26 protein-coding genes, 1 tRNA gene and 1 riboswitch are annotated in these 23565 nt (G+C 70.9%); of the genes, 13 read left to right on the top strand and 14 right to left on the bottom strand.

Annotation, left to right across the window (positions count from 1 at the left end):
- Positions 1-22: 22 nt before the first annotated feature.
- From AB0J53_RS03775 to AB0J53_RS03755, 5 genes are read right to left on the bottom strand one after another with little or no spacing between them, the layout of a single operon-like run.
- Positions 23-1483, bottom strand: coding sequence for a penicillin-binding protein 2 (locus AB0J53_RS03775; protein WP_364168344.1), 1461 nt, complete (start codon positions 1481-1483; stop codon positions 23-25).
- Entirely contained in the window at positions 1480-2844 is a 1365-nt protein-coding gene (locus AB0J53_RS03770) for an FtsW/RodA/SpoVE family cell cycle protein (protein WP_364168342.1), read from the bottom strand. The genes AB0J53_RS03775 and AB0J53_RS03770 overlap by 4 nt, the downstream gene beginning before the upstream one ends.
- 30 nt (positions 2845-2874) lie before the next feature.
- On the bottom strand, positions 2875-4149 hold the full coding sequence (locus AB0J53_RS03765) for a Stp1/IreP family PP2C-type Ser/Thr phosphatase (protein WP_219498479.1): 1275 nt from the start codon (positions 4147-4149) through the stop codon (positions 2875-2877).
- Positions 4146-4616, bottom strand: a complete 471-nt coding sequence (locus AB0J53_RS03760) for an FHA domain-containing protein (protein ID WP_219498481.1) — start codon at positions 4614-4616, stop codon at positions 4146-4148. Before AB0J53_RS03760 ends, AB0J53_RS03765 begins: the two co-directional genes overlap by 4 nt.
- Positions 4617-4633: 17 nt before the next feature.
- Positions 4634-5374, bottom strand: coding sequence for a DUF3662 and FHA domain-containing protein (locus AB0J53_RS03755; RefSeq protein WP_219498484.1), 741 nt, complete (start codon positions 5372-5374; stop codon positions 4634-4636).
- A gap of 199 nt (positions 5375-5573) precedes the next feature.
- Between AB0J53_RS03755 and AB0J53_RS03750 the strand changes: the two genes are divergently transcribed.
- Positions 5574-5656 (top strand) — tRNA-Leu (locus tag AB0J53_RS03750).
- A 231-nt stretch (positions 5657-5887) separates the two neighbouring features.
- Here the strand turns inward: AB0J53_RS03750 and AB0J53_RS03745 are convergent.
- Complete coding sequence (locus AB0J53_RS03745; protein WP_364168339.1) at positions 5888-6904, bottom strand: hemolysin family protein; 1017 nt, start codon at positions 6902-6904, stop codon at positions 5888-5890.
- Positions 6901-8235, bottom strand: a complete 1335-nt coding sequence (locus tag AB0J53_RS03740) for a hemolysin family protein (RefSeq protein ID WP_246643583.1) — start codon at positions 8233-8235, stop codon at positions 6901-6903. The genes AB0J53_RS03745 and AB0J53_RS03740 overlap by 4 nt, the downstream gene beginning before the upstream one ends.
- A gap of 258 nt (positions 8236-8493) precedes the next feature.
- Between AB0J53_RS03740 and AB0J53_RS03735 the strand changes: the two genes are divergently transcribed.
- Positions 8494-9765: an LCP family protein gene (locus tag AB0J53_RS03735; RefSeq protein ID WP_364168338.1), complete on the top strand. Its 1272-nt coding sequence runs from the start codon at positions 8494-8496 to the stop codon at positions 9763-9765.
- A 4-nt stretch (positions 9766-9769) separates the two neighbouring features.
- Here AB0J53_RS03735 and AB0J53_RS03730 read toward each other — a convergent pair whose 3' ends face one another.
- Complete coding sequence (locus AB0J53_RS03730; RefSeq protein ID WP_364168336.1) at positions 9770-10411, bottom strand: GPP34 family phosphoprotein; 642 nt, start codon at positions 10409-10411, stop codon at positions 9770-9772.
- A 23-nt stretch (positions 10412-10434) separates the two neighbouring features.
- Here AB0J53_RS03730 and AB0J53_RS03725 point away from each other — a divergent pair, with 23 nt between their 5' ends.
- Positions 10435-11040 carry a transcriptional regulator gene (locus AB0J53_RS03725; RefSeq protein WP_219498498.1) on the top strand — a complete coding sequence of 202 codons (606 nt, stop codon included), beginning with the start codon at positions 10435-10437 and terminating at the stop codon, positions 11038-11040.
- A 39-nt stretch (positions 11041-11079) separates the two neighbouring features.
- A complete protein-coding gene (locus tag AB0J53_RS03720; RefSeq protein ID WP_364168334.1) occupies positions 11080-11958 on the top strand; it encodes a DNA-formamidopyrimidine glycosylase family protein in 879 nt (292 codons plus the stop codon).
- A 1-nt stretch (position 11959) separates the two neighbouring features.
- Here AB0J53_RS03720 and AB0J53_RS03715 read toward each other — a convergent pair whose 3' ends face one another.
- Entirely contained in the window at positions 11960-13357 is a 1398-nt protein-coding gene (locus AB0J53_RS03715; RefSeq protein ID WP_364168332.1) for an MFS transporter, read from the bottom strand.
- A gap of 79 nt (positions 13358-13436) precedes the next feature.
- Here AB0J53_RS03715 and AB0J53_RS03710 point away from each other — a divergent pair, with 79 nt between their 5' ends.
- The 3 genes from AB0J53_RS03710 to AB0J53_RS03700 all read left to right on the top strand — a co-directional run bounded on the left by AB0J53_RS03710 (position 13437) and on the right by AB0J53_RS03700 (position 15668).
- Positions 13437-13874, top strand: a complete 438-nt coding sequence (locus AB0J53_RS03710) for a helix-turn-helix domain-containing protein (RefSeq protein WP_219498505.1) — start codon at positions 13437-13439, stop codon at positions 13872-13874.
- Positions 13871-14194: a rhodanese-like domain-containing protein gene (locus AB0J53_RS03705; protein ID WP_219498509.1), complete on the top strand. Its 324-nt coding sequence runs from the start codon at positions 13871-13873 to the stop codon at positions 14192-14194. The genes AB0J53_RS03710 and AB0J53_RS03705 overlap by 4 nt, the downstream gene beginning before the upstream one ends.
- Before the next feature lie 25 nt (positions 14195-14219).
- A riboswitch (TPP riboswitch) is annotated at positions 14220-14333 on the top strand.
- A complete protein-coding gene (locus AB0J53_RS03700; protein ID WP_364168329.1) occupies positions 14325-15668 on the top strand; it encodes a cytosine permease in 1344 nt (447 codons plus the stop codon). It overlaps the preceding riboswitch by 9 nt.
- Here the strand turns inward: AB0J53_RS03700 and AB0J53_RS03695 are convergent.
- A complete protein-coding gene (locus AB0J53_RS03695; protein ID WP_219498599.1) occupies positions 15643-16203 on the bottom strand; it encodes a methylated-DNA--[protein]-cysteine S-methyltransferase in 561 nt (186 codons plus the stop codon). The genes AB0J53_RS03700 and AB0J53_RS03695 overlap by 26 nt on opposite strands.
- Before the next feature lie 133 nt (positions 16204-16336).
- Here AB0J53_RS03695 and AB0J53_RS03690 point away from each other — a divergent pair, with 133 nt between their 5' ends.
- Together AB0J53_RS03690 and AB0J53_RS03685 are read left to right on the top strand one after the other, a co-directional pair.
- On the top strand, positions 16337-18160 hold the full coding sequence (locus tag AB0J53_RS03690; RefSeq protein ID WP_364168327.1) for an ATP-binding protein: 1824 nt from the start codon (positions 16337-16339) through the stop codon (positions 18158-18160).
- Positions 18161-18302: 142 nt separating this feature from the next.
- Positions 18303-18737, top strand: a complete 435-nt coding sequence (locus tag AB0J53_RS03685; RefSeq protein WP_308125557.1) for an ATP-binding protein — start codon at positions 18303-18305, stop codon at positions 18735-18737.
- Here the strand turns inward: AB0J53_RS03685 and yidC are convergent.
- The 3 genes from yidC to AB0J53_RS03670 are packed head-to-tail and all read right to left on the bottom strand — an operon-like array spanning position 18721 to position 19791.
- The gene (gene yidC / locus AB0J53_RS03680) at positions 18721-19368 is read right to left on the bottom strand and encodes a membrane protein insertase YidC (RefSeq protein ID WP_364168325.1); all 648 of its coding nucleotides are present in this window, start codon (positions 19366-19368) and stop codon (positions 18721-18723) included. The two genes, AB0J53_RS03685 and yidC, sit on opposite strands and share 17 nt — an antisense overlap.
- A gap of 46 nt (positions 19369-19414) precedes the next feature.
- Positions 19415-19636, bottom strand: coding sequence for a DUF6412 domain-containing protein (locus AB0J53_RS03675; RefSeq protein WP_219498612.1), 222 nt, complete (start codon positions 19634-19636; stop codon positions 19415-19417).
- Positions 19633-19791, bottom strand: a complete 159-nt coding sequence (locus AB0J53_RS03670; RefSeq protein WP_219498614.1) for a hypothetical protein — start codon at positions 19789-19791, stop codon at positions 19633-19635. The genes AB0J53_RS03675 and AB0J53_RS03670 overlap by 4 nt, the downstream gene beginning before the upstream one ends.
- Positions 19792-19900: 109 nt before the next feature.
- On the opposite strand from AB0J53_RS03670, the gene AB0J53_RS03665 reads away from it, so the two are divergent.
- Both AB0J53_RS03665 and AB0J53_RS03660 read left to right on the top strand, forming a co-directional pair.
- On the top strand, positions 19901-20590 hold the full coding sequence (locus AB0J53_RS03665; protein WP_219498615.1) for a response regulator transcription factor: 690 nt from the start codon (positions 19901-19903) through the stop codon (positions 20588-20590).
- The gene (locus AB0J53_RS03660; RefSeq protein ID WP_364168322.1) at positions 20587-21771 is read left to right on the top strand and encodes a HAMP domain-containing sensor histidine kinase; all 1185 of its coding nucleotides are present in this window, start codon (positions 20587-20589) and stop codon (positions 21769-21771) included. The genes AB0J53_RS03665 and AB0J53_RS03660 overlap by 4 nt, the downstream gene beginning before the upstream one ends.
- Positions 21772-21790: 19 nt before the next feature.
- Here AB0J53_RS03660 and AB0J53_RS03655 read toward each other — a convergent pair whose 3' ends face one another.
- Positions 21791-22192, bottom strand: a complete 402-nt coding sequence (locus AB0J53_RS03655) for a hypothetical protein (protein WP_219498620.1) — start codon at positions 22190-22192, stop codon at positions 21791-21793.
- 273 nt (positions 22193-22465) lie between these two features.
- On the opposite strand from AB0J53_RS03655, the gene AB0J53_RS03650 reads away from it, so the two are divergent.
- On the top strand, positions 22466-22813 hold the full coding sequence (locus tag AB0J53_RS03650) for an STAS domain-containing protein (RefSeq protein ID WP_082309855.1): 348 nt from the start codon (positions 22466-22468) through the stop codon (positions 22811-22813).
- A complete protein-coding gene (locus AB0J53_RS03645) occupies positions 22810-23529 on the top strand; it encodes a glycosyltransferase family 2 protein (RefSeq protein ID WP_364168320.1) in 720 nt (239 codons plus the stop codon). The genes AB0J53_RS03650 and AB0J53_RS03645 overlap by 4 nt, the downstream gene beginning before the upstream one ends.
- The last annotated feature ends 36 nt before the right edge of the window (positions 23530-23565 follow it).

Here is a 23565-nt window from a genome sequence, read left to right as displayed (position 1 = left end):
TCCTGCACGTTACAGTCCCTCACTACTTCAGCACCGCCTCCATCACGGTCCGCGCGATCGGGGCGGCCGTGCCGCCGCCCGTCGCCTCGGCGCCGACCCTGGCGGCGCCGGACTCCACCAGCACCGCCATCGCGATCTGCGGGTCGTCGGCCGGCGCGAAGGAGATGAACCACGCGTGCGGCGCCTGTCCCTCAGCGGTCTCGGCCGTGCCGGTCTTGCCCGCTACTTGGACGCCTGAGACCTGAGCTTGGTTCGCGGTGCCGTTCTGCACGACGCTGACCATCATGTCGCGCAGCTTGCCCGCCGTCTCGGGGCTGACCGCCTCGGCCAGCTCGTCGGGCTCGGCCTCGTCGATCGTGTCACCCTTGGCGTCGGTGATCTTGTTCACGAGGTACGGCTTCATCACGGTGCCGTCGTTGGCGATGCCGGCCGCGATCATGGCCATCTGCAGCGGCGTCATCTGGTTGCTGCGCTGGCCGATCGAGGCCATGGCGACCGCCGACTGGTCCTCGCGGGGGCCGAAGTCGCTCTTGGCCACCGGCATCGGGACGCTGACGGGCACCCCCATGCCGAACCGCTCGGTCTGCTCGCGCATCTTGTCGTAGCCCAGGTCCATGCCCATCGAGCCGAACGGCGTGTTGCACGACCTCTCCAGCGCGTACACGAGCGTGACCTGGCCGGAGCCGCACGCCGCGCCGCCGTAGTTGGGCAGGCCGACCGTGGTGTTGGGCAGCTTGAGCACCTGCGGAGCGTCGACCACCGTCTGCCCGTCGCGGCTGGGGTCGTCCTCCAGGTACGCCGCGGCCGTCACGACCTTGAACGTCGAGCCGGGCGGGTAGGTGCGGTCGATGTTGCGGTTGAGCAGCGGCTGGTTCTTGTCCTTGGCGAGCTCGTCGTAGCGGGAGAACACCTGGCTCTTGTTGGTACCGGACAGCTCGGCCGGGTCGTAGGTGGGCAGCGAGACCATCGCCAGGATCGCGCCGGTCTTCGGGTTGAGCGCGACCACAGCGCCGCGCTTGCCGCTCTGCCGCAGCGCGTCGTAGGCGGCCTGCTGGGCCTTCGGGTTGATCGTCAGGTCGACGTTCGCGCCGCGCGTCGGCTCGCCGGTGAACAGGTCGATGCCGCGCTGGAGCAGCAGGTCGGCGCTGGAGCCGTCGAGCAGGTCGTTGCGGTAGTGCTCGATGCCCGACTCGCTCTCGGGCGAGAAGAAGCCGGTCACGTGCGCGTACAGCTTGGCCTCGGGATACTGCCTGACGAACTTGAACTCGTTGCTGTCGGTCTCCTTCGACTGGGCGAGGATGACCTTGCCGCCCGTCGTGATGCGACCGCGCTGCACCGCGTAGCGCTCGTAGAAGTTGCGGGTGTTGCGGGCGTCGTCGCTCAGGTCCTTGGCGCTGACCGCCTGCAGCACGTTCACGTTGATCATCAGCAGCGCGAACATGGCCAGGCAAGCTACGGCCGCTCGCTTGATCGTTCCGTTCATCGCTGGAACACCTGCGTCATTCCCTCGTTCTGGATCGCCTGGGGCGGGGGGCGCCGAGCGGCATCAGACATGCGTACCAGGAGCGCGATAAGGATCCAGTTAGCCAGCAACGCCGAGCCACCCTGCGACATGAACGGGGTGACGAGGCCGGTCAGCGGGATGAGGTTGGTCACGCCGCCGACGATGATGAAGACCTGCCAGGCCAGCAGGAAGGACAGGCCGCCGGCGAGCAGCTTGGAGAACGGGTCGCGGGCCGCGAGCGAGGTGCGCAGGCCGCGCTCGACCAGCAGCGCGTAGAGCATCAGCAGCGCCATCAGGCCGGTCAGGCCCAGCTCCTCGCCGGTGGCGGCGAAGATGAAGTCGGAGAAGGCCAGCGGGATCAGCTCCGGGTGGCCCTGGCCGAGGCCGGTGCCGAGGATGCCGCCCGAGCCCATGGCGAACAGGCCCTGCATGAGCTGCTCGCTGCCGCCGATCTTCTTGAAGAGCTCCGGGTCCTCGGGGTTGAGATAGACCTCGAACCGGGCCTGTACGTGGTCGAACAGCACGCCGGCCAGCAGCGCGCCGCCGACGAAGAGCAGGATGCCGATGATGACCCAGGAGCTGCGCTGCGTGGCGATGTAGAGCATCACGATGAACGTGCCGAACAGCAGCAGCGACGAGCCCAGGTCCTTCTGCATGACCAGGATGCCCAGGCTGACGCCCCAGGTGATGAGCACCGGGCCGAGGTCGCGGGCACGCGGCAGGTCGATGAACAGCAGCCGCCGCCCGGCCAGGGCGAGCACGTCGCGCTTGGCCACCAGGTAGCCGGCGAAGAACACGACCAGCGCGAGCTTGGCGAACTCGGCGGGCTGGAGCTGGCCGAGGCCGGGGATGCCGATCCAGATCCGGGCGCCGTTGAGCTCCTGGCCGAGGCCCGGGGTGAGCGGCGAGACGAGCAGCAGCAGCCCGAGCGCGCCCGCGGTGTAGGTGAGCCGCTGGAGCGCGCGGTGGTCGCGCATGAAGATCAGGGTGACGCTGAACAGCACGACGCCGACCAGGGTCCACAGGATCTGCGAGTTGGGCGAGGCCAGCGTGGCCGACGGCAGCTTCGACGGCGACTCGGACAACCGGAAGATCATCACGAGCCCGAGCCCGTTGATGACCGTGACCAGCGGCAGGATCAGCGGATCGGCCCACGGGGCGAACTTGGCGAGCACGAGGTAGGCGGCCAGCATCAGCCCGCCCAGGCTCAGGCCGTAGGTCAGCATCCCCGACGGGATCTCCCCGTTCATCGCCAGGCCGACGTTCGCGTAGGCGCCCATGGTGATGGCGACCGCGAACGCGAGCATGACCAGCTGGGCCAGGCGACGCTTGGCGGGCATGGGGACGGGGGAAGCGGCCACTTCGCTCATTTATTGGGGTTTCGTCTTCGTCGGCGTGGTGGATGGCGACGTGGTCGCCTCGGGCGTGCTGGTGGCCTTCTGGTCGGAGAAGTCAAGGCTGTTGATCTTGGTGAGGCCCTCGGCGACGTTGGTGACCTCGATGCCGTCCCTTATGAGGGCCTGGTCCGGGGGGGACAGCTCCGACAGCGAACGGCCGGTGCGCTCGGCGACCTTGAAGAACTGCAGCGGCCCGACCTCCTGCTGGATGCCCTGGAACACGACCACCTCGTCGTCCCAGGCGCCGACGAAGAAGTGGTCCTGCGTGTACTGCCAGCCGAAGTAGCCGCCGACGCCCACGATCGCGGCCACGGAGACCACCGAGGCCAGCACGGGCCACACGCGGCGGCGGCGCGGCCGGCCGGCCGCCCTGGCGACCGGCTCGTCGAAGTCCTCGTCGTCACCGATCACCGGCTGGGGCGCGGTGGCCGCGCCCGCTCCGCCCGGCGAGGTCTCCTCCGCCATCAGGCGGTTCATGCCCGCAGCGCCGACCACCGCGGCCTCCGTCACCGGCTGCGGCTCGTCGCCGATCTCCAGCACGTCGGCGAGCACGCAGGTGATGTTGTCCGGCCCGCCGCCCCGGTTGGCCAGGTCGATGAGCTGGCGCACCACCTCTTCGGGATCGTCGAGGTTGGTCAGCGTGGCGTGCAGCGTCTCCGCGCTCACCACGCCGGACAGGCCGTCGGAGCAGAGCAGGTAGCGGTCGCCGACCTGGGCCTCGCGCAGCGTCAGGTCGGGGTCGACCTCGCCGCTGCCGTCGAGCGCGCGCAGCAGGATCGACCGCTGCGGGTGCGTCGCCGCCTCCTCGGGCGTGATGCGGCCGTCGTCGACGAGCTGCTGCACCAGCGTGTGATCGTGGGTGATCTGGTAGAGCTCCCCGCGTCTGAGCAGGTAGGCGCGCGAGTCGCCGACGTGCACCAGCGCGACCTGGGTGCCGTTCCACAGCATGGCCGTGAGCGTGGTGCCCATGCCTTTGAGGCTGGGATCGCGACCCACCATCTCGTGCAGCTTGCGATTGGCGTCGCGGACGGCCGCCTCGATGGCGTTGAGCAGGTCACCCCCCTGCTGGGCCTCTTCGAGAGAGGCCATGGCGGCGATGGCGACGGAGCTCGCCACCTCGCCGTGTGCGTGCCCGCCCATGCCGTCGGCGACGGCGAGCAGGCGGCCGCTGGCGTACGCCGAGTCCTCGTTCCCTTCGCGGAGGAGGCCGACGTCCGAGCGGGCGGCGTAGCGGAGTGCGATGGTCATTTGCGCAATTCAATGACTGTCTTGCCGACGCGGATCGGAACACCGAGCGGCACCGGGGTCGGACGGGTGACTTTCGAGCGGTCGAGATACGTGCCGTTGGTTGAGCCGAGATCTTCCACGATCCACTGACCGTCCTGAGGGAAGAGCCGGGCATGGCGGCTGGATGCGTAGTCATCGCTGACGACCAGCGTCGCGTCGTTGGCCCGGCCAATGGTGATGGGCGTCTCCGTGAGGTTAATGGTGGTGCCTTGCAGTGGGCCACCTGTCACGATGAGCTGGCGTGGCTCGCCCTTCTTGCTCTTGGGCTTTGCCATGGGTTTGGCGGGTTTGACCCCCTTGCGCGGGCCGGCGGGAGCAGTGCGTGATCCGAACAAGTCCGTCCGGATCACGCCGACTGCGGCAATGACGAAGAACCACAGCACCGCCAGGAAAGCGAGCCGGATCAGCAGCAGCGTGAGCTCGGACATGGACCGTTTGTCTACCCCTAATCGCGCCGGAACACCAGAGTCGTACGCCCCAACGTCACTCGCGTGCCGTTCTGGAGCTCGATTCTGCGTACCGGCTGGCCATTGACGAAAGTGCCGTTCGTCGATCCGAGATCGACGAGGACGACCTGCTGACCCTCGACGCGCAACTCCGCGTGGTGACGCGAGACGCCGGGGTCGACGAGACGAAGGTCGCAGTCGGTGCCGCGGCCCAGCAAGGTCACCGGAGTGGTGAGCTCGTAGGAGCGGTCGCCCTGCGGGTCGTCCTGGGTGGAGACGAGCAGCCGGGGCCGCCCGCCGAAAGCGTTGGGCCGCGACGGGGGCAGGTCGCTCGCCGGCTGGCGGATCTCGTCCTGCTCGACGGTCGCGCCACGGATGACGCCGGACCGGATGCGGAACAGTCCCACCGCCAGATCGCCGGCGGTCTCGAATCGGACCCGGACCGGTCCCACGAAGGAGTAGCCCTGCTCCTTGGCGTACTCCCTGGCGAGGTTGGCCAGCTCGTGGCTGATGCTGTCGGCGTACACCTCAAGCCGCTCGCTGTCGGTCGTCGACAGCTCAACCACGAAGTCGTTGGGCACGAGAGTGCGACCCTGGGCGACGATCGCCGCCCGCTCGTCCATCTCCCGCTGCACCGCGCTGGCGACCTCGACCGGCTGAAGGTCAGATTTGAACGCCCGCGCAAAGGCCCCCTCAACCAAGCCTTCGAGCCGTCGCTCGAAGCGCTGAAGGACTCCCACCGGGTACCTCCCTTCCTCCGTGCATATGATCGCGGCCCCCAGACGCTCGTGGCGCCCGGTCTCCGCTCGTCCCACGGTCACGGCGATCCTGGCGCTCGTCGGCTGTCGCGCCCTGCTCATCCGCTCCCGTGTCTTATGCGATCGTATCCGGGTTCAGTACCAGTGGCTGTTCCGTGCTACTGTTTCTCCGCACCCACAAGGGCGGGTGGCGGAACGGCAGACGCGCACGGTTCAGGTCCGTGTGTCCGAAAGGACGTGAGGGTTCAAATCCCTCCTCGCCCACTTCGGTCTCACCGATGAAATCGGCAGACCCACACTGACGAAAGACAGCCCCGGTTGGCAAGAGCCGGGGCTACTTCTTTCTCACAGGCTGCCTGGCGCGGCCGCCTCCCGCAGGGATGACGCTAGATCTCCCCACTTTCAGATCACTTTCGGATGACTTGCGTGATTTAACGCACATTTCCGTACGCGCGCGATGCCCGGCCCGGGAAATCCGGGGCCGGGCATCGTCGGTCAGGCCGCCAGGGCCCTCGTGTCGAGAAGCTGGCCGAGCAGGTCCGTGAGACTCACCATGCCGATGACGGCGCCACCGGCCCCGGTGACCAGCGCCAGGTGCGCGCGGGCCTCCTGGAGCGCCGTGACGGCCTCGGGGACCTGTGTGACGCACTCCAGGCGCGGCACCGGCCTGGCGAGCTCGGCCGCCGTGCGTCCGGGCTCCAGAAGCGCGTCACGGGCGTGCAGGACCCCCTCCACGCCGGCCGGCCCGCTCACGAGCAGCCTGAGGTGACCGCTGCGGGCGGCCGCCTCACGGATCTCCGCGGTGCCGGCGGCCGGGGCCACCCCGACGACCTGGTCGATCGGCACCATCAGGCGCTCGATGCCCTCGGCCTCGAACCGCAGCGCCCGCGTCAGCAGGTCGTGCTCCTCGCGGTCGAGCAGGCCCATCCGGCCCGACTCGCCGACCAGCATGGCGAGCTGGCGCGGCGTCCTGGTGGTGGCCAGCTCGTCCCGGGTCTGGACGCCGAACAGGCGCAGCATGACGTTCGTCACGCCGTTCAGCGTCGACAGCAGCGGCCGCATCACCCAGGTGAACGCCCGGAACGGCAGCGTCAGCAGCAGCGCCGCCCGCTCGGGATGGGTCAGCGCCCACGACTTGGGCGCCATCTCGCCCACCACCATGTGCAGGAACGTGACCAGCGCCAGCGACAGCGTCAGCGCGATCGGCATCCGCAGCGCCTCCGGGATGCCGATGGTGGCGAAGACCGGCTCCAGGTAGTGCTCGATGGCCGGCTCGGTGACCTGGCCGAGCCCCAGCGTGCACAGCGTGATGCCGAGCTGGGCGCCGGCCAGCATGAGCGAGAGCTGGCGGCTGCCGCCCACGGCGGACCTGGCGGCGATCCTGACCAGGCGGTTGCCGCCGCCCGCCATCTCCTCCAGCCGGTGCCGGCGTGAGGAGACGAAGGCGAACTCGGCGGCCACGAACAGCGCGTTGAAGGCCAGCAGCGCGAGGCTGACGAGAATCATCGTCATCGGGCCGCCTCCGCGTGCCGGACCGGGGCCAGGCGCACCCATTCGGGCACCCGGCGGTTGATCGACATCACGGTCAGCTCGGCCAGGGGCGGCTCGGCGTCCTCGGCGAACGGGTCGAGCTCGGGGACGATCTCGACCGTCACCGTGTCGCCCGCCTCCGGCATCCGGCCGAGCTTGGCCAGGATGAGCCCGCCGAGCGTGTCGTAGTCGTCGCTCTCGGGCAGCGCGACGCCGGTGGCGCGCTCGACCTCGTCCAGCCGGAGCCGTCCGGGCACGTCCCAGACGCCCTCGGCCTGCGCGACCGCGCCGACCGGGTCGGGGTCGTTCTCGTCGACGAGCTCGCCGACCAGCTCCTCGGCCAGGTCCTCGACGGTGACGACGCCCGCGAGGCCGCCGTACTCGTCGATGACGCAGGCGATGTCGTCCTTGGCCACCCGCATGCGGTCGAGCACGGCCGGCAGCGGCAGCGAGTCGGGGACCAGCAGCGGCGGGCGCGTGATGGCCGCGACGCGGCCCTCGTCGAGCCCGGAGGCGAGCAGTTCGCGCACGCCCGTCACGCCGAGCACGTCGCCGTCGGCGCCGAGCACCGGATAGCGGGAGTGCCCGCACTCGCGCATGGTCTCCACGAGGTCGGAGATCGGCTGAGAGGAGCGCAACACGACCACCCGCGGGCGCGGCACCATGATCTCCTCAGCCGTGTGGTCGCCGAACTCCAGCGCCCGTTCGAGCAGCTCCGACAGGCGCGGCGGCAGCTCGCCGGCCTCGGTCGACTCCTCGATGATGCGCGAGAGCTCCTCGGGCGTGGCGCCCTGCTCCACTTCTTCGACCGGCTCGATGCCGACCTTCCTGAGCAGGCCGGTGGCCGCCGAGTCGAACAGCCTGATGACCGGGCCGACGACGGCCAGGTAGGCGAGGGTGGAGCCGGCCAGGAACTTGGCGACCGGCTCCGGCCTGGCGATGCCGAGGTTCTTGGGGGCGAGCTCGCCGAGCACCATCTGCACGATGGTCGCCACGAACACGCCGATGGCCACCGACAGGCCGGTGATCAGGCCGTCGGACAGCCCGGCCTCGGTGAGCCAGGGACGTACGAGGACCGCGATGGCGGGCTCGGCCAGGAAGCCGACCAGCAGCGCGGTGACGGTGATGCCGAGCTGCGCGCCCGACAGCATGAAGGACAGGCGGGAGGTGACCCGGAGCGCCTTTTCGGCGGCCGGGTCGCCGGCGGCGGCCTGCTCGCGCAGGACGCCCCGGTCGGCGGCGACGAAGGCGAACTCCTGGGCGACGAAGTAGCCGGTCGCGGCTGTGAGCAGGAAGAGGGCCAGAAGGCCCATATAGGCGCTCACCGTTGCGAGCTCTCAGGGGTACCCGTGCTCGTGCACGGGCCAATACTCCATGAGTCCGGAGCGGACACGATCTTCCCTTCGATAGAGGTCGTCCACAAACCTAACGACCGTGATGGCCGCTGTGTTTCCGGAGGGTCCGGGGAGCGCGTTCCGCGTACTTTTCCGTAGGAATTCCTTGGCGAGAAGTCTGCACTGGTAAGGCGATCGACGTAGCGTCTATGTCAAGCGAAGGGAAGAAGAAACCACGTGTCTGAGGACGACCGGACGCGGGCCATGCGCTCGCCGGGTGACGGCCGCCCGCTGCCTCCCCGCCATGACGACGGGCTGCGCGCGGCGGGGGCGCCGGCGCATCCGCAGCCGCAGGGGCGGCCGATCCCGGGCGCCGCCGAGGCGACCAGGATCAACCCCCCGCCGCAGGGCGAGCCCCGCAAGGGCGCCTCGCGGGTCTACGGCAAGCAGCGCTCGGGCAACAGCCCGATCAGGCCGCTCCGCGGCGGCGGTGGCGGTGACGGCGGCGGTGGGGCCGCCGCGCAGAGCCCGGCGGGGCCGAGGCGGCCGAGGAGGCCGCGCGGGCGTCTGATCGCCGGGATCATCGGGGCGTTCCTGGTGGTGCTGCTCGTCGGGGCCGCCGGGATGCTGTTCTGGATCGACGGCCGGCTGGCCGGCATCGACGGCGTGCTCGACGACTACGAGGGCCGCCCGGCCGACACGCCGGGCACCAACTGGCTGCTGGTCGGCTCCGACAGCCGCAAGGGCCTGACCGCCGCCCAGCGCCGCAAGCTCGCCACCGGCCGCAGCGCGGGCCAGCGCACCGACTCGATGATGCTGCTGCACCTGCCCGAGGGCAGCGACCGGCCCACGCTGGTCAGCCTGCCCCGCGACTCGGCCGTCACCATCCCCGGCCAGGGCCGCAACAAGCTCAACGCCGCCTACGCGATCGGCGGGCCCAGGCTGCTCGTGCGGACCGTCGAGACCGTCACCGGCCTGCGCGTCGACAACTACATGGAGATCGGGTTCGCCGGCTTCGTGGGCATCGTCGACGCCGTCGGCGGCGTGGAGATCAACGTACGCGCCGCCGTCAACGACCCGAAGGCGGGGCTGAAGCTCAAGAAGGGCACCCAGACGCTCACCGGCGGACAGGCGCTCGGCTACGTCCGCACCCGCAAGGGCGGCGCGCTGCCCGACTTCGAGCGGACCAAGCGGCAGCGCCAGTTCCTCAGCGCGGTGGTCAAGAAGGCCGCCAGCCCCGGGGTGCTGATCAACCCGTTCACCTCGATCCCGCTGGCGGTCAGCGCCACCGACGCGGTCGAGGTCGACTCCGGCACCGGCGTGTTCGACATGCTGTCGCTGGGGCTGGCGATGGGCGACAGCCCCGTGACGACGGTGGTGCCGTTCGGCGGCAGCGAGATCGCGGGCGGCGGCACCGCCGTCAAGTGGGACCGGACCAAGGCGCTGGCGCTGTTCGACGCGCTCAAGGCGGACAAGCCGGTCCCTCAGGACGTCATCGACGCGAACTGACGGGTCAGCTCGCCGCCACGACGGCGGTCGTGGCGGCGGTGACCGCGATGGCCGCGTGGATCGCGGTGATCGTCTGGGCCACGGCCTCGGCCGCCCAGGCGCCCTCGGCGATCTCCTTGACCCGTGCCTTGTCGGCTCCGGGGAACGCCTTGCGGTCGAGCTTGGCGGCGTGCATGACGGCGATGAGCACGGCGGTGCGCGCCGTCGGGTCGGCGCCGCCGAGCGCGGCGGCGACGCGCTCGCGGACCTCCGCCTCGGTCCGGCCGTCGACCTCGGGCCAGCGGGTCGTGGGGAACAGCCCGAGCACCTTGGCGCGCTCCTCGGCCAGCACGCCGGCCCGGGCGAGGCGGGTGAGCAGGCGGGCGCGCAGCTTGACCGACTGGAGCTTCTGCACCCACCAGGCGGCCTTGCGCTCCTTGCCTTCGGCGATCGCGGCGAGCACGGCGTCGAGCTCCTCGTCGCCGAGCGGCGTGGCGTCGACGAGCTGGACCTTCTTGCCGTCCAGCGTCACCCGCTCGTTGACGGCCAGCTCGGCGAGCAGGGCGCCGGCGAGCGCGGGGTCGAGCTGGGTGGAGGGGATGAGGGGCTTGCCGTCATCTTCCTTGTGGGCGAGAAGGAGGATTTCCTCCGCAATCGTCACTTTCATGCTTCGACACTAACGTTTCGGCCATGACTATCTCCGAGAAGTTGCACGCGATCGGCCGGCCGCTGCTGGACGCCCAGCTCGCCCACCCCACGGTGGTGGGCATCGGGCGCGGCGACCTGCCGGAGCCGGTGTTCAGGTCGTGGCTGGAGCAGGACTACCTGTTCCTGATGGACTACACGCGGGTGTTCGCCCGGCTGGCCTGGCAGGCGCCCGACGGGCACCTGGGCGATCTGGTCGACCTGGCGCACGCGACCTTCCACGAGGAGCTCGACCTGCACCGCTCGCTGTCGGCCGGGTTCGGGGCCGACCTGGAAGGGGCGCGCAAGGGTCCGGCGTGCGCGGCCTACACGGCGTTCCTGCTGGAGTCGGCGGGCTCGTACGCGGAAGGACTGGCCGCCCTCTACCCGTGCATGTGGGGATATTCGACGCTGGGGCAGATCCTGGCCGAGAACCCGCCCGCAGAGCCGCGCTACCGCGCGTGGGTCGACACGTACGCCGATCCGGGGTTCGCGGCGCTGGCGGCCAGGATCGCGCAGATGATCGACGAGGCCGATCCCGACCCGGCTCGGGCGGAGGCGATGTTCACCGAGGGCATGGCCCACGAGCTGGCGTTCTGGGACGTGCCGTAGCCGTCCACAGCCTGTGGACGCAGATCGTACCCTGGTGGCATGCCGGAACTTCCCGAAGTCGAATCGCTCGCCGCGTTCCTGCGGGAGCGGGCGGTGGGCCGCGCCGTGCTGGGCGTCGACGTGGTGGCCATCCAGGCGCTCAAGACGTTCGACCCGCCGGTCACCGCGCTCGGCGGGCTAACGATCACGGGCGTGTCGAGGCACGGCAAGTTCCTCGACTTCGACTGTGACGGGCTGCACCTGGTCATCCACCTGGCCCGGGCGGGCTGGCTGCGCTGGCGTGACGACCTGTCGGGCGCCAAGCCGGTGCGTCCGGGCAAGGGCCCGCTGGCCGTACGGGTGCGGCTGGCGCCCGACGAGCTGGGTCTGGCGCCCGGGTTCGAGCTGACCGAGGCGGGGACGCAGAAGCGCCTGGCCGTCTATGTGGTGAAAAATCCGGACGAGGTGCCCGGCGTCGCCGCCCTCGGCCCCGACCCGCTCGCCGACACCTTCACCGTCGACGCGCTCAAGGCCATCGTGGGCGGCAACCGCACCCAGATCAAGGGCCTGCTCCGCGACCAGAAGGTCATCGCCGGCATCGGCAACGCCTACTCCGACGAGGTGCTGCACGCCGCCCGGATGTCGCCGTTCAAGATCGCCTCGTCGCTGACCGACGCCCAGATCGCCGACCTGCACGAGGCCATCGTCACGACGCTGCACGAGGCCGTCGAGCGGGCGCGCGGGCTGGCCGCCAAGGACCTCAAGGCCGAGAAGAAGTCGGGGCTGCGCGTGCACAACCGCACCGGGCAGCCGTGCGACGTGTGCGGCGACACGATCCGCGAGGTGTCGTTCGCCGACTCCTCGCTGCAGTACTGCCCGACCTGCCAGACAGGCGGCAAGCCGCTGGCCGACCGCCGCCTGTCCAAGCTGCTGAAGTAGCTCACGCCTCCACGGGCACCGGGGTCCGGCGGCGCAGCCCGGAGGCCACCACGACGACCGACACCAGCGTGGCCAGCACCGGCACCACCAGGGCCGCGCGCACGGCGTCGATGCCGCTCGCGCCGCCGTCGAGCGCCGCCACGTTCACCACGGTCACCATCGAGATCCCGAGCGCCGCGCCGAACTGGAACGACGAGGTGATCAGCCCGCCGGCCAGCCCCTGCTCGTGCTCGGCGATGCCCTCCGTCGCCACGATGGTCACGGGCCCGTACACGAAGGCGAACATCAGCCCGATCAGCAGCATCGAGGGCACCATCGCGGCGTAGGTCCAGTCCATCCCGACGCCGAGGAACATCGCGAAGGCGACCACCCCCGACAGCAGCCCGCCGAGGATCACCCGCGCGTTGCCGTAGCGGTTGACCAGCACCGGCGTGAGCGTCGGCGCGAGCAGCACGTCGGCGGCGGCGATGAGCAGCGCGAGCCCGGTCTGGATGGGCGTCCAGCCGCGCAGCTCCTGGAGGTAGAGGGTGACGAGGAATTGGAAGCCCATGAACGAGGCGGTGAGCAGGGTGGCGACGACGTTCGCGCGCACGAGCGAGGCCGACCTGAACACGCCGAGGCGGACCAGCGGGTCGGCCGAGCGGCGTTCGATCGCGGTGAACGCCGCCAGCAGCGCGAACGCGCCGGCGAACGCGGCGACGGTCCAGCCCCAGCCCTCGCCCGGATGCTCCAGCCGTACGACGCCGTAGACCAGCAGCATCATGCCGCCGGTCATCGTGACCGCGCCCGGCACGTCGAAGCGGCCACCGGCGGGACGCGGGACGGCCGGCTCCTTGATCAGCACGACGGCGGCGAGCAGGATGCCGGCGGCCAGGATCACCGGCGCGAAGAACACCCAGCGCCAGCCCACCGCCGTGAGCAGGCCGCCGATGACCAGGCCGAGCGCGAACCCGGCGGCGCCCGTACCGGCGTAGACGAGCAGCGCCTTGTTGCGCTGCCTGCCCTCGGCGAACGACGTGGTGATCAACGAGAGCCCGGCCGGGGTCATGAACCCGGCGGCCACCCCGGTCACGAACCTGGCGACCAGCAGCACCCAGCCCTCGTTCGCGAACCCGCCGAGCCCGGAGAACACCAGGAACACCGTCAGCCAGAACAGGAACATGCGCCGCCTGCCCAGCAGGTCGGCCGCCCGGCCGCCGAGCAGCGTGAAACCGCCGTAGCCGAGCACGTACGCGGTGACCACGCCGCTCAGCATGCTCGTGGACACGCCGAGGTCGGCGCGGATGGCGGGCAGGGCGACGTTCAGCATGGCCACGTCGACGCCCTCAAGGAAGATCGTTCCGCACAGCACCAGCAGCACGCCCAGCGGGCGGCCTGTCAGCCGTTCGGATGCACGCATGATCAAACTCCAGTGGTTACGTTCTCGCATGTCGGTTATCTCTTGTAACCGTCAGAATCATGCGGCAGCATGGATCGACATGGAAGACGGCACTTTGAAGTCACCTGGTTACGTCGACAGCACCACGACCGACGCCGACTTCGACGTCCGCCACTGGGACGCCCGCGAGGGCTGCGAGGTCAGGCAGATCCTCGACCGCGTCGCCGACAAGTGGTCACTGCTGGTCATCGCCATGCTCGACTGCGAAAGCCTGCGCTTCTCCCAGCTCCGCCGCGAGATCGACGGCGTCAGCCAGCGCATGCTCAGCGTGACCCTGCGCAAGCTCGAACGCGACGGCCTGGTCAGCCGGACCGTCCACCCGGTGGTGCCGCCCCGGGTCGACTACGCGCTCACGCCGCTCGGCCGCACCCTGCACGAGACCATCAAGGCCCTGGTGACCTGGACCGAGACCCACCAGCAGGAGATCGCCGAAGCACGTGCGGCCTACGACGCGAGGCACGGGATGATGGAGGCATGACGGTTCCAGAAGTCGAGGCACGCGATGTCCCCGAAGGCGCCTACCTGCTCGACGTGCGCGAGCAGAACGAATGGGACGCGGGTCACGCCCCCGAGGCGGTCCACATCCCGATGACGCAGATCCAGGCCCGCGTCGAGGAGGTCCCCGCCGACCGCCAGGTCTACGTCGTCTGCCGGGTGGGTGGCCGGTCCTTCCAGGTCGCCGCCTGGCTCAACCAGATCGGCCGCGACGCGGTCAACGTCGACGGCGGCATGCAGGCATGGGCTCACGACAAGCGCCCCATGGTCAGCGAAACAGGACAGACTCCCTTCGTAGCCTGAAAACTGGCATAATGCGCGGCGGAAAATTACACAACGCGGGAGCTCGGGGCGTACCGGGCTGAGAGGGCGACCGAGGCCGTCGCCGACCGCATGAACCTGTCCGGGTAATGCCGGCGTAGGGAGCAGTGCGATGGCGCATGACGTCCGCGACGACGAAGTCCCTCTCACTCTTGAAGGGGCCGCCCCCAAAACCCTCGGAGTCCTCGACCAGGGAGCCCTCTGGGCCAACCTGGCCGTCAGCCTCCTGGGGTTCTCGGGCGCCCTGTTCCTGCTCGACCCGCTGGGCAACGCACCGCTCAGCCTGACCGCCGCGCTGGCCGCCGCCGTCGTCGGCAGCCTGATCGGCACCGCGATGGTCGGCCTGTCGGCCATCCCCGGGACCCAGACCGGCCAGCCCGCGATGGTGCTGCTGCGCGGGCTGTTCGGGGCCCGGCTCTCGTACGTGCCGACCGCGCTCAACATCATCCAGATGATCGGCTGGGGGGCGTTCGAGCTCTGGGTCATCTCCCAGGGCGCGATGGCCGTCTTCGGCGACACCGTCCCGTACGCGGTGTGGGTGATCGTCGCCGGGGTGCTGACCACGGCGCTGACGATCTGGCCGCTCGGCGCCATCAGGCTGCTGCGGCGCTACATCACGGCCCTGGTGATCGTGGCGCTGATCTGGTTCACGTTCCAGTTCCTGGGCGACGCGCCTCCGCAGAGCGGCGGGTCCTGGACCGCGTTCGCGCCGGCCGTCGACTACGTGATCGCGCTGTCGGTGTCGTGGGTGCCGCTGGCCGCCGACTTCGCCAGGCACTCGCGCTCCAGCCGGGCCGCCTTCACCGGCGTCGTCGGCGGCTACACGCTGGCCCAGGTCGCCTGCCTGGGACTGGGCGTCTACGCGGTGGCGATCGCCGGGGCCGCCGCCGTGCAGAACGACAGCACCGCCGTGTTCGGGCCGTTCGTGGCCGTGCCGCTGGGCGCGGTGTTCTTCGGCATCCTGGTGCTGCGCGAGGCCGACCAGTCGTTCGCGAACGTCTACTCGACCACGGTCTCGCTGCAGAACCTCATGCCCCGGGTGGACCGGCGGATCCTCAGCGTCGCCATCGGCGTGCTGACCGTCGCGATCGCGCTGGTGGTCGACGTGACCTCCTACGGCGCGTTCCTGGGCGTGATCGGCGCGGTGTTCGTGCCGATGTTCGCGGTGCTGGCCGTGGACTACTTCCTGCTCGGCGGCGCCACCCGGTGGAACACCGCCGAGGACGCCCCGGCCCGCTGGTCCATGCTGGCGCCGTGGGCGCTCGGCTTCGCCGCCTACTGGCTGACGACCTCCACGCCCACGGTGGAGCAGTGGGACGGCATCTGGGCCGCCGTGCGCGAGGCGATCGGCTTCGAGCGGCAGCCGTGGATGAACGGCGCGCTCGGCGCCGCCCTCGTGGCGGCCCTGGTGACGCTGGCGCTCGGCGCGCTCAGGCGGCGCGGCGCTCGACGTTGAGCAGGTGGCGCTTGGCGGCTTCGCCCCCGGCGTAGTCGCCGAGCCCGCCGTCGTCACGCACCACCCGGTGGCACGGCACCACCACGCACACCGGGTTGGCGCTGAGCGCGTTGCCGACCGCGCGCAGCGCGCGCGGCCTGCCGATCAGCTCGCCGATGCTCTCCAGCGTCGTGGTCGTCCCGTACGGCACCGCCATCGTCTTCTGCAGCACCGTGCGCGCGAAGGGGGTGGCGAGGGCCAGGTCGACCGGCGTGGCGAAGGCCCGCAGCCGCCCCGAGAAGTAGGCGTCGAGCTCGCGGCGCACCGGGTCGAGCCGTCTCGGGTTGGGGGCGATGTGCCGGCCCACGTGGTTGGTGACGCGCTCGTACACGTCCTGCTCGTCCTCGAAGCTGCACGAGATGATGCCGCGGCCCGTCACCGCGATGATCATCCGCCCGACCGCGCCGTCGTACGTGCCGAACGCGACATCGGGCGGCCCGTCGCCTCGATAGGTGGCGGAGGTCACCCGCAACAGGGCGTCGATGTCGTCCGACATGCCTTCACCCCCTGTTGGAAACGCCGTGACCGCAGCGTATCGGACGGATCGCCCGACAAGGCCGCCACGCCGGGGGCACTATGGAGTCGTGGGGGACGAATGGGCTGGGAGTGACGATGACATAGCCCGTGCCGTGCTCGACAGCTCGCCCAATGCCGTCGTGGTCCTCGACCGGGACCAGACCGTCCTGGTCTGGAACGCCGCGGCCGAGCGGCTCTTCGGCCTGACGGCGGCCTCGATGCTGGGCCGCCGGGCGCCGATCGTGCCGGACGAGCTGACCGCCGAGCACCACGCGGTGCTGGAGCGGGTGCGCACCGGCGGGCAGGTCTCGCTGCGCACCAAGCGCGTGCGCGGCGACGGCGAGGTGCTGGACGTCCGGGTCGACATCAGCGCGCTGCGCATCGGCAGCGCCGTCGCCGGTTACGTGTGCGTCCACCACCTGGTGCAGGCCGACGACGCCGCCAAGAACCGGATGGCCCGCCGGGCCCGGCTGGTGCGGCGGCTGACCGACGTGGTCGGCGACATCAACGCCGAGCTGGAGCTGCCCGCCGTGCTCGACCGGATCTCGGCCAGCCTGACCGAGCTCACCGGGGCCGACGCGGGCGGGTTCGTGCTCATCGAGGGCGACCGGCTGCGGCTGGTCAGCACCTACCAGCTTCCCGACGTGCCCAAGGGCACCACCACCGACCTGCACAACAGCCTCGTCGGCAAGCTGCTGCGCACCGGCAAGACCGTGCTGCTGGAGTCGGAGGGGCTCGACAGCCTGGTCTGGTCCAGCCTCAAGGGCCTGCACACGGTCGCGCTCGGCCTGGCGGCCGTCGGCGGGCGGCCGTACGGGGCGCTCTACGCGCTGTTCGCCCGGCGCAAGCCCGGCCACCTGGAGCTGGAGCTGCTGGAGCTGCTGGCCGGGCACGCCGGCATCGCCGTCGGCAACGCGGTCGCCTACCAGGAGGCGGTGCGGCAGCGGGCCCACGAGCGGGCGGTGTTCGACGCCAGCGCCGACGGCATCGCCGTGCTCGACCGCGAGGGGCGGGTGCTGCGCTGGAACCCGGCCGCCGCCCGGCTGACCGCCGTCCCGGCCGAGGAGGCCGTGGGGCAGCCGCCGCCGTTCCCGCAGCCCGCCCCGGGCGAGAAGCTGACGGTCCAGCTCGCCGACGGGCGCTGGCTGGACGTGGTGGGCGCGCGCATCCAGGAGACCGGCGAGCTGGTCGTCGACTTCCGCGACGTGACCGCGGCCAAGGAGCTGGAGGAGGCCAAGGACCTGTTCCTGGCCACGACCAGCCACGAGCTGCGCACCCCGATCACGATCGTGCGCGGCTTCGCCAGCACGCTCGACTCCCGCTGGGACAAGCTGAGCGACGCCGAGCGCCGCTCCGCCGTGCACACGATCGCCGAGCGGTCCAGGTCGCTCGGGCAGCTCATGGACCACCTGCTGCTGGGCGCGCGGGCCGGCGCGGAGGAGCAGGTGGTCAGGGACGAGCCGTTCGACCTGGCCGAGCGGGTGCGCGCGGCCACGCTGGGCTTACCCGTGCTGTCCGACAGCCACCGGGTCGAGGTGAGCGTCGCCGACGGGCTGCCGCTCGCGATGGGCGACGCGCTGGCCACCGACATCGTGCTCGCGCAACTGCTGGAGAACGCGTTCAAGTACTCGCCCAAGGGCGGCCTGATCAGCGTCTCCGCGCGGCCCGAGAACGGCGCGCTGGTCGTGGTCGTCGACGACGAGGGCGTGGGCATCGCGCCGGCCGACCGGGAGCGGATCTTCGAACGGTTCGTGCAGGTCGACAGCGGTGACCGAAGACGGTTCGGCGGGGTCGGCTTAGGCCTCTACATCGTGCGGAGCCTGGCCAGGGCCCAGGGCGGCGAGGTGAGCGCCCATCCGGGGCCCGGCGGCGGCACCCGTATGAGACTCGTGCTCAAGCGTGCATCCCCTATCGGATCCGACACACCGATGCGGTAACGAGGTGGTCACGGTTGAGCTGATCTATCGTCCGATGTGTACAAGCTGTGATCGAGATGCGGTTTCTGGGATTGAGTAACGGGGCATTTCGGTCGTACCGGGGAGTGTTCCCGCGGGGGGCACTGGGAGCGGGGAGGTGGGTGTGTCAAGCGTGGTGCTGCTGCCGTACGCGCCGTCCAGCGTCGCCGTTGCCCGCCAGCGTCTGAGCACCGACCTGCAGGATTGCGGGGTGTTCACCGCCGCGATCGACGACGCCGTCCTCGTGGTGAGCGAGCTGCTGAGCAACGCGCTGAGGCATGCGCATCCGCTGCCGTCGGGCATGGTGAAGGTGACCTGGCTGCGCAGCGACGATCACATCGAGGTCGCCGTGAGCGACGGGGGAGCGGCGACCGAGCCGCGGGCGGGCCGGCCGGCGCTGTCGTCACTGGGCGGCCGTGGGCTGGGCATCGTCGAGTACGTCGCGGAGAGCTGGGGGGTTCGCCACGACGGCGACACGACCACGGTGTGGGCGATCCTGCCCGCGCCCACGGGGACCGTGAACAACGGGCAGGTGCACGCGCTCAGAGAGGCCGGGTAGCCAGCACCGCGCGCTCTCCGGCCGTCCAGGCCGTCGACACGAGCAGGTAGAGCCCGGCGGCCAGGGGAAGCACCGCCGCGGCCAGCAGCGAGCCGAACGGCAGCAGCGGCATGATCCGGCGCATGAGCTCCGGCTGCTCCTCGGTCATCATGGCCTTGGTCCTGTGTGACATCCACCACGCCACCAGCGCCATCAGAGTGATGACGAGTGTAAAGACCAAAACCGGCACGCTGAACAGACCGTAATTCACCGTTATCGCGGCCACGTGCTGCCCGAGCGGCGCGCCGAACAGGTCGTGCCCCGCCAGCGCGGTCGGATGCGTCGCCACCCGGTACATCAGCCACATGAACGGCAACTGCGCCAGCCCCGGCAGGACCCCGGCGAACGGCGACGTGCCCTCCTTGGCGTAGAGGGCGCGCGTCTCGCCGGCCAGCTTCGCCGGATCGCGCCCGTAGCGCTTCTGGAGCGCCCGCAGCCTGGGCGCGAGCCGTTCCCTGACCCGGGCGCTGCGCGCCTGCTTGACGGCCAGAGGCAGCAACAGCAGCCGCACCGCCAGCGTGAACAGCACGATCCCGAGCGCGGCGTGGCCCCCGGACATGCCGATGACGAACGTGACAAGAGAGTCGATCATGAGCCCTTCTCATGGGAGAGAACCTCAGGGCTCGGATGAGCCCCGCTTACCGGAAAGCGGGGCGCGCCGATGGCGCTCGCGGCCGGGGCCGCCCGGCCGCGTCGGGATCGCGCTGGCGCTGGAAAGCCGTGCGCCGCGCGTAGACCAGCGGAAACCCGGACGGCTCACCGCCGAGGACAGGCAGCAGCCTGGCGGCCCAGGAGGCCAGCAACAGGACCGCGACCATGGTCACGGCGATGAGCCACGGATCGAACAGGAAGAGCGTCACCGTGCCGACGAGGACTTACCGACCATCGTGACCACGATGAACACCAGCACGGCCACGACGCCGATGATGAGAGCGACCTTCAGAAGCCCCAGAACCATCGGGACGATGAAGTTGAACAACACGAAGAGCGCAAGCAGTGCGCCCAGCACGAGCATGATTACTCGACCCATGAGGCCACCGTACGTCCTGCCGGGACGATCTGCGACCCTTACGAACCGATGACGCGGGTGCCGCCCGATCAGGTCCGCGCCGTACCGTGCAGGGGTGAGCACCCGAATCCTGGTGGTCGAGGATGATCCGACCGTGTCCGAGGTGGTCGCCCGCTACCTGGAGCGCGACGGGCACGAGGTCGAGTGCGTCGGCGACGGTGCGGAGGCGCTGCGCCGCGCGCTGGCCAGCCCGCCCGACCTGATGGTGCTTGACCTGATGCTGCCCAAGCTCGACGGCCTCCAGGTGTGCAGGAAGCTCAGGGAACGCTGGCCCGTGCCCGTGATCATGCTGACCGCGCTCGGCGAGGAGATCGACCGCGTGGCCGGGCTGGAGACCGGCGCCGACGACTACGTGACCAAGCCGTTCAGCCCCCGCGAGCTGGCGCTGCGCGTCCAGTCGGTGCTGCGCCGCGCCCGCGGCGCAGCCGTCACCGCCGGCACCGGTGTGCTCCGCGACGGCGACCTGGTCGTGGACGTGGGCGCGCACGAGGTCCGGCTCGGCGGCGCGCCGGTGATGCTGACCGCCCGCGAGTTCGACCTGCTCGCCTACCTGATGCGCAACCCCCGCCAGGCGTTCAGCCGCTCGGCGCTGCTCGACCAGGTGTGGGGCTGGTCGTTCGGCGACTCCTCCACCGTGACCGTGCACGTCAGGCGGCTGCGCGAGAAGATCGAGCCGGATCCGACCGAACCACGAAGGATCGTCACGGTCTGGGGGGTCGGCTACCGCTACGAGCCGCTGGCATGACCGGCGACCTCGGCATGATCGTCGCCGTCACCGCCGGGCTCGGGCTCCTGGTGGCCGGGCTCGGCCTGGCCGTGATGGGCCGCCTGCGCACCCGCTCGATCGGCGTGATGCTGGCCGTCGTCGTGGTGGTCGCGGTCGTGGCGACCCTGGCCGGCGTGGTGGCGATCACCATGCGCATGATCCTCGAAGGCCCGGCGCGCGACATCGTGCTCAGCGTCGTCGCGGTGGGCGGCCTGGTGGGGCTCGGAGTCGCGTTCGTGCTGGCCAGGCGGGTGGTGGGGGAGAGCAGGCGGCTCGTCGCCGCCGTCCGCGAGGTCCCGTTCAGCGCGCCGCGCGGGCTGCCCGCCGAGCTCCAGACGATCGCCACCACCCTGGAGGAGGCGTACGCGCGCGAACGCGCCCTGGAGGGAGCCCGGCGCGAGCTCGTCGCCTGGGTCAGTCACGACCTGCGCACCCCGCTGGCCGGGATGCGCGCCATGGCCGAGGCGCTGGAGGACGGCGTGGTGTCCGATCCCGCGACCGTCGGCCGCTATCACGCCCAGATCCGGCTGGAGGTGGACCGGCTGTCGGCCATGGTCGACGACCTGTTCGAGCTGTCCAGGATCCACGCCGGGGCGCTGCGGCTGTCGCGCAGCGGGATCGGGCTGGCGGACCTGGTCGCCGACACGCTCGCCGGGGCCGAGCCGCTGGCCCGCGCCAAAGGGGTGCGGCTGACGGCCGAGGCGGGCGCGGCGCCGCCGGTCACGGCCGATGCCGGAGCCCTCGGCCGGGCGCTGCTCAACCTGGTGGCGAACGCGATCAGGCACACGCCGCCGGGGCGCGACGTCGTGTTGCGCGCCGGGCTCGACGACGGGCTGGCCTGCCTGTCGGTCTCCGACTGCTGCGGCGGAATCCCCGCAGAGGACCTGCCGCGGGTGTTCGACGTGGCGTTCAGGGGCGAGGCGGCGCGGACGCCGACCGCCGACGGCGGGGCGGGGCTCGGGCTGGCGATCGCCCGGGGCCTCGTCGAAGCGCACGACGGGACGATCGGCGTGGTCAACGAGGGGCCTGGGTGCCGGTTCGAGATCCGGCTCCCAGCGGGTTCGGCTACGGGTTCGGCTGCGGCTACGGCTTCGGCTACGGCTGCGGCTTCGGTGGAGGGGGGAGGGCCCGCTCAGGGCGCCGTCAGGCGGGCTCCGTGAGGGGCCGGGGTGGGCGCCGTCAGGCCGACTCCGGGAGGGCGGACTCCGGAGGCGCGTTGAACGAGTCGGAAATAGCGCGGAATGTCGGGCAGGGCCAGCGCCACATGCAGCTCCGGCACCGCAGGATCGGATGCGCGGCGTCGCTGGTGATGCCCCCGGCGTCGCGCGGCTGGTGCAGGTCGAGCAGCCGGAGCCCCAGCTCCGAGAACCTCAGCAGGTCCTCCCGGGCGCCCGCCAGGAAGTCGAGGTCCACGCCCGCCAACCGGGTGCGGACCGGCACGTACCCCTCATGGTTGACCAGGCCGCGCAGGCGAGCGGCCTCGTCATGCCACGAGGTGGCCTTCTCGGAGCGGATGAGGATGGCCTCCAGGTGTTCGCGGAGCCTCTGACGCTGCGGATCTTCGAGTCGGTCTGTGTTCATGGACGATCGGGCCCGCGGGTTCCAGCCCAGCCCCTCCTCCTGTGTGAAGTGGGGCCGTCGCCGGACCCCAAGGTTTCGCACCGTCAAGTTTCGCGTACTCTCCGTCGCCGTGGAGCCCAAACGGCGACTCTCGTACGACCTCGCGGCCGGCGGTCAAAGTCTCTCGCGAGCCTCGGCCAAGAACCCGTCGTTTCCCGGCGTCGCTCCATACCGGTCGTCGCCCTATCGGCGTGACAACGTGACCCGGGGCGCTCGCGCCGCTAGCCTGCCCATGTGGAGCTCAAGGTCTCGACTCGATCACATGCCGGCCACGCACTCGTCGTGATCGCCGGTGAAATCGACCTCTATACGGCACCCCACCTGCAGTCGGAGTTCACGCGACTGCTGCAGGAGGGGCCCAGCCGCGTGGTCATCGACATGTCCGCCGTGGATTTCTGCGACTCCACGGGGATGAACGTGCTGCTTTCGGCGCTCAAACGGATGAAGGAGCAGGGAGGCGCGCTCGACGTCGCCGCCCCGCGCCCCGCCGTGCGCAAGATCCTGCAGGTCACCGGGCTCGACTCGGTGTTCACCGTGCATGACGAGGTGCCGCAGGAGTTCCTCATCGCCGAGGGCTCATGACGGCCGACACGGCGGTGGTCGTCCCGGCCAAGAACGAGGCCGACCGCATCGGTCTCACCGTCGAGGCGGCGCTCGGCCTGCCCGGCGTCGACCTCGTCGTGGTCGTCGACGACGGCTCGACCGACCCGACGGGCCGGGTGGCGCGCGCGGCGGGGGCCAGGGTGGTCCGCCACAGCCGCAACCGCGGCAAGGCCGCCGCGATGGAGACGGGCGCCGAAGCCGTCCGGCTCCTCGACGGCGAGATCCCGCGCCACCTGCTGTTCCTCGACGCCGACCTGGCCGGCACCGCGCAGGCCGCGGCCCCGTTAATCGAGCCCGTGCGCACCGGCGAGGCCGACATGACCATCGCGGTCTTCGCCACCAGGGTCAAGCTCGCCGGCCACGGCATCGTCGTCCGCGTCTCCCGCGACGGCATCCGCCGCGCGACCGGCTTCGAGGCCACCCAGCCGCTCAACGGGCAGCGCTGCCTCACCCGCGACGCCTTCGAGGCGGCCCGGCCGCTGGCGCACGGCTTCGGCGTGGAGACCGCGCTGACCATCGACCTGCTGCGCAAGGGCTTCCGCGTCCGCGAGGTGGAGGTGGAGATGGCCCACCGGGCGACCGGTTCCGACTGGCGGGCGCAGCTCCACCGGGCCCGGCAGCTGCGTGACGTGGCGCTGGCCCTGGCCAGCCGCGAGCCGGTGGTCGCCGACAACCTCGGCAAGCTGCGGCGCTGACCGCCCCGTCACGTTTTCCACAGGCTGGAGATCGGC

The organism is Nonomuraea sp. NPDC049725, assembly GCF_040674795.1.
Lineage (GTDB): Bacteria > Actinomycetota > Actinomycetes > Streptosporangiales > Streptosporangiaceae > Nonomuraea > Nonomuraea ceibae.
This window is presented reverse-complemented; position numbering and strand designations above follow the sequence as displayed.

Excerpts from the sequence above, each read along its gene's own strand:
- AB0J53_RS03645 (WP_364168320.1), top strand. The coding sequence starts at position 22,810 with ATGACGGCCGACACGGCGGTGGTCGTCCCGGCCAAGAACGAGGCCGAC.
- AB0J53_RS03670 (WP_219498614.1), bottom strand. The coding sequence starts at position 19,791 with ATGCTCGTGCTGGGCGCACTGCTTGCGCTCTTCGTGTTGTTCAACTTC.
- AB0J53_RS03710 (WP_219498505.1), top strand. The coding sequence starts at position 13,437 with ATGGAAGACGGCACTTTGAAGTCACCTGGTTACGTCGACAGCACCACG.
- AB0J53_RS03765 (WP_219498479.1), bottom strand. The coding sequence starts at position 4,149 with ATGACCATCGCACTCCGCTACGCCGCCCGCTCGGACGTCGGCCTCCTC.
- AB0J53_RS03715 (WP_364168332.1), bottom strand. The coding sequence starts at position 13,357 with ATGCGTGCATCCGAACGGCTGACAGGCCGCCCGCTGGGCGTGCTGCTG.
- yidC (WP_364168325.1), bottom strand. The coding sequence starts at position 19,368 with ATGATCGACTCTCTTGTCACGTTCGTCATCGGCATGTCCGGGGGCCAC.
- AB0J53_RS03705 (WP_219498509.1), top strand. The coding sequence starts at position 13,871 with ATGACGGTTCCAGAAGTCGAGGCACGCGATGTCCCCGAAGGCGCCTAC.
- AB0J53_RS03695 (WP_219498599.1), bottom strand. The coding sequence starts at position 16,203 with ATGTCGGACGACATCGACGCCCTGTTGCGGGTGACCTCCGCCACCTAT.
- AB0J53_RS03775 (WP_364168344.1), bottom strand. The coding sequence starts at position 1,483 with ATGAACGGAACGATCAAGCGAGCGGCCGTAGCTTGCCTGGCCATGTTC.
- AB0J53_RS03770 (WP_364168342.1), bottom strand. The coding sequence starts at position 2,844 with ATGCCCGCCAAGCGTCGCCTGGCCCAGCTGGTCATGCTCGCGTTCGCG.
- AB0J53_RS03700 (WP_364168329.1), top strand. The coding sequence starts at position 14,325 with ATGGCGCATGACGTCCGCGACGACGAAGTCCCTCTCACTCTTGAAGGG.
- AB0J53_RS03740 (WP_246643583.1), bottom strand. The coding sequence starts at position 8,235 with ATGGGCCTTCTGGCCCTCTTCCTGCTCACAGCCGCGACCGGCTACTTC.
- AB0J53_RS03730 (WP_364168336.1), bottom strand. The coding sequence starts at position 10,411 with ATGAAAGTGACGATTGCGGAGGAAATCCTCCTTCTCGCCCACAAGGAA.
- AB0J53_RS03725 (WP_219498498.1), top strand. The coding sequence starts at position 10,435 with ATGACTATCTCCGAGAAGTTGCACGCGATCGGCCGGCCGCTGCTGGAC.
- AB0J53_RS03720 (WP_364168334.1), top strand. The coding sequence starts at position 11,080 with ATGCCGGAACTTCCCGAAGTCGAATCGCTCGCCGCGTTCCTGCGGGAG.
- AB0J53_RS03745 (WP_364168339.1), bottom strand. The coding sequence starts at position 6,904 with ATGACGATGATTCTCGTCAGCCTCGCGCTGCTGGCCTTCAACGCGCTG.
- AB0J53_RS03655 (WP_219498620.1), bottom strand. The coding sequence starts at position 22,192 with ATGAACACAGACCGACTCGAAGATCCGCAGCGTCAGAGGCTCCGCGAA.
- AB0J53_RS03760 (WP_219498481.1), bottom strand. The coding sequence starts at position 4,616 with ATGTCCGAGCTCACGCTGCTGCTGATCCGGCTCGCTTTCCTGGCGGTG.
- AB0J53_RS03660 (WP_364168322.1), top strand. The coding sequence starts at position 20,587 with ATGACCGGCGACCTCGGCATGATCGTCGCCGTCACCGCCGGGCTCGGG.